Annotated in this window: 2 protein-coding genes; both read left to right on the top strand. The window is 35.8% G+C overall.

The genetic code is table 11. From position 1 onward, the window contains the following. Positions 1-194: 194 nt before the first annotated feature. Positions 195-656: a DoxX family protein gene (locus AC1WHX_RS11030; protein ID WP_022600938.1), complete on the top strand. Its 462-nt coding sequence runs from the start codon at positions 195-197 to the stop codon at positions 654-656. 39 nt (positions 657-695) lie between these two features. Next, on the top strand, positions 696-3677 hold the full coding sequence (locus AC1WHX_RS11025) for an AsmA family protein (RefSeq protein WP_481229350.1): 2982 nt from the start codon (positions 696-698) through the stop codon (positions 3675-3677). Positions 3678-3921 lie beyond the last annotated feature (244 nt).

Below are 3921 nucleotides of genomic sequence, written 5' to 3'. Positions count from 1 at the left end.
GAAGAGGGAGACATAATAATTCTCGTTCGGCTGGAGGAAGAAGTCAGGGGAAACGGACTTTTTACCGGAAAACACCTAAGAAAGACGGGAACAAAAGAAAAGAATTGTAAATTATAATTTTTATAAAACTTTTTACTTGAAGAAATGTTATTGAATTATAGTTTTTAATATATCAAACTTAAATAATTTAGGATATGGAAAAGGAATCTTCTTCAAGTGTGAAATCAAATAAATTTATACAAATGACTCTGACTTTTTTATTGTCGGAGTGCTGTTCCAATGCAGCAAGGCTTTTTTTACGGTTGTTTGTCGGGATATTAATGTTGACTCATGGAATTGCTAAAATTGAAAATTTCGATACATTAGTCGATACTTTTCCCGATCCGATAGGTTTGGGAACGTTGACTTTGCCTTTGATCATTTTAGTCGAAGTAGGAGCTTCTATTTTAGTCATGGTCGGCTTTCTTACCCGATTAGCTTTAATCCCGTTGATTTTCTCGATGATTGTCGCTGCTTTTTTGACATTCCCTACATTCGCTTTGGCTACATCCGAACTTCCGTTGATGTATTTGGGAATTTTTATAACGCTTTTATTAGCCGGTCCGGGAAAATGTTCGATAGATTATCTCTTGGACAAGGCCTATAACAGAAAATAAAAACCTTATATTTGTACTCAAAAGTATGAAGATAAGGTTATGAGCAAGAATTTGAAGAGGGCATTGAAGATAACGTTTATCTCTATGCTCTCATTAATTGTTATCGTATTATCGGCTATTGCGGTAGCCGTGAATTTTGTGTTTACTCCGGAAAAGCTTACTCCGGTTGTTAATCAAGTTGCGAATAGAACTCTAAACGCTCAAGTTGAAATTGGAAGCGTGGAGTTGACTTTTTTTTCATCGTTTCCTGATTTCGAGTTGAAAATATCCGATGGGAGATTAGTCTCTAAAGTCTTCAAAGATACATTATGGCAGAAAAGTGATACTTTGTTGCAATTTAAAAAATGTGCAGTTTCAGTAAATCCGCTTTTATATTTTCAAAATAACCGGGTCGAGCTGAGAAAATTCGTTTTTGATGATGCTACGATTTATGCGTTTATTGACAGTGTTGGAAATCCGAATTGGAATATTATGCGAGCTGATACTTCTGCCGTGCAACAAAATGCCGATACGGTTTCTTCGGGTTTTAATAGCAGTATAAATATCAATCGTGTCAAATTTAAAGATGTATCATTGATTTTTGATGATCGCAGTACACAGATGTACAGCCGGATAGATAGCCTTAATCTTGATCTAAAAGCGTTCTTGTCTGAAGATATAGCCGATTTGAGAATGAAAACCTTTTGTAAGAATATTCTTTTTTGGCAGGATGGAGAATTGTTGGCGAACAGGATCGCTTTTGAATTTGATACAGACCTTTCTCTGAATCGAAAAACCTTATTTTGTAATATAGAACGTTCATCGGTCAATCTAAATGGAATATTTTTTGACGTTGGCGGTTCATTGCATAGAGATACAATTGCAAAAATTATAGATGTTGATTTGTCATATAAACTTAAGACTCCGGATGTTGCTACTGTATTGAATATGCTTCCGGCATCGGTTATCAAAAAAAGTGCTGTTACTGCAGCCGGAGATGTAGAACTGTCGGGTTCGCTTAAAGGTGCGTACGGAGATAAGCAAGTACCGGTATTGACAATGCTTATGAAGATTCAGCAAGCTTCTGCCCATTATAAAGGAATGCCTTATGGAATCGATAATTTAACGGCCGATCTAAGTTGTTATTTAGATGTGATGAAAAAAAAGCCTTCTTATCTGAATATGAAAATATTTCGTTTTCAAGGAGCGGAAACTGATGTATTGGCAGATGGTCGTATAGATGATTTGATGGGAGATCCGTTGATAACTTTTAATACTCATGCAAAAGTAAATTTTTCAGCTTTAGCAAAGACTTTTCCGCTGCAGGATGGTGTTGAAATGGGAGGAAAAGTTTCTGCCGATTTAAAATTTAAAGGCAGATTAAGTGCTGTAAAAGAAAAAGATTTGGGGCGTTTACAGATAAAAGGAAATGTGGCGATTGAGAATGTACTGTTTAAAGATTCCAATAAAGATTTTAATTTTAAAGGTAATGCTAAATTAGGCTTTATCGGAGATAGTTCTTTGGCCGTAGGGGCAAAGATTTATGATCTTATTTTAAAAAGTCGAATGGGGTCGGCTCAGGTAAAACAGATGTCGGCGTCAGTATCGACCCCTGTAACCGAGATAGATACCACGAAAGTCATACCTTTGGACTGTAAATTCGCATTGGAAGAAGCTAAGGTGATAATTGGCGATACGATTCAGGCATATAGTCAAAAGACAGAGGCATCTGTTGGAGTAAGACCCTCTAAAAAGAATGTGAAAAAGCCGGTGTTTGATCTATATCTGCGTACTGACTCTCTTTTTATGAAAGCAAATGAGACCCGTATAGGAATGGATTTGGCAGGTTTTAAAATATCGACATTTCAAGGACGTGATTCATTGTGGCATCCGAAAGGTACGATTGGTTTTAACCGTTTGTTTTTTTCAACTCCCGAATTTGGCCTGCCTATTCGCATGCAAAAAACAGAAGTTGCGTTTGAAAGAAATACCGTAGCGTTGAGACAAGCAAAAGTTCGTATCGGACATTCTGATATAACGGCTACAGGTTCGGTTTCTAATTTGTCAAAAGCAATAATGAAGAATGAATTATTAACCGCCCGGTTAAAGGTCGTATCGAAACGGATTAATTGTAATCAGCTTATAGAGGCATTGTCCGGCCTTGAGAATATGGACGAAAATGCGGTTGAAACAGATACAATATCTTCTGTATCGACAGATAAAGCCCGTTTGTTTATTGTCCCTAAAAATGTTGATCTGGAGTTTGAAACGAATATCGGGAGAGTCCGTTATAATCACATGATCTTCGAAAATGTTCAGGGGAAAGTGCAGATAAAGGATCAAATGATAAACCTTGAAAATTTGAGTATGAAAGCTTTAGATGCCATGATGAGAACTTCCTTGCTCTATAAAGGTGACTCTTCTATAGATGGATATGCCGGCTTTAACTTTGATATCTACAAGATCAATATAGGAAAATTAGTGACATTTATTCCTGAACTGGATACGATCGTTCCGATGCTGAGATCTTTTAAAGGTCTTGTCAATTTTAATATAGCGGCAGAATCGCGTCTTGATTCTCTGATGAACATACGTATCCCTTCTTTGCGAGCTGCAGTGCATATTAAAGGGGATAGTTTGGTTTTATTGGATGGGGATACTTTCAGGAGACTTGCGAAAATATTGATGTTTAAAAATAAAAAGGAAAATATGTTTGATAGCATATCCGTAAATATAACAGTTGATAATGGAGCAGTAAAAGTTTATCCTTTTGTTGTAGAAATAGATCGTTATCGGGCAGCAGTAGGAGGTACTCAGAATCTGGATATGTCATTCAATTATCATGTTTCTATACTTAAATCTCCTTTACCGTTTAAGGCGGGAGTTGATCTATATGGTAATTTGGATAAAGTTAAATTCCGGATAACGCGTGCAAAATATAAAAATATGGTTTCTCCTGTACAAATAAGGCAAATTGATAGTACGCGCATAAATATGGGAAAAGTAATTACATCCCATTTTAAACGTTTGGTTAATAATTAAATAGGCTTTGATTCGAGGCTCAAAGATGATCTATTATCCGATAAAAATACAGCCCGTTCACTATATGAATAGTTGGACGGGCTGATTCTGTACTTGTAATACCTATATTTTACTCATGTTTTTTATGTTTACCTTCATGAGACTCTTCAGCTTTTTCAAGTTGATATTCTGATTTCTTCTTTGATTTACAGAATTGACCTTTCTGTTTTTTTTCTGAACTTTTCATATTATTTGAATTTAAAAG

It is taken from the genome of Coprobacter sp. (assembly GCF_982436375.1).
This window is presented reverse-complemented; position numbering and strand designations above follow the sequence as displayed.

What these genes read in the sequence shown, in the direction of transcription:
- AC1WHX_RS11025 (WP_481229350.1), top strand. Translation starts at nt 696, where the DNA reads ATGAGCAAGAATTTGAAGAGGGCATTGAAGATAACGTTTATCTCTATG.
- AC1WHX_RS11030 (WP_022600938.1), top strand. Translation starts at nt 195, where the DNA reads ATGGAAAAGGAATCTTCTTCAAGTGTGAAATCAAATAAATTTATACAA.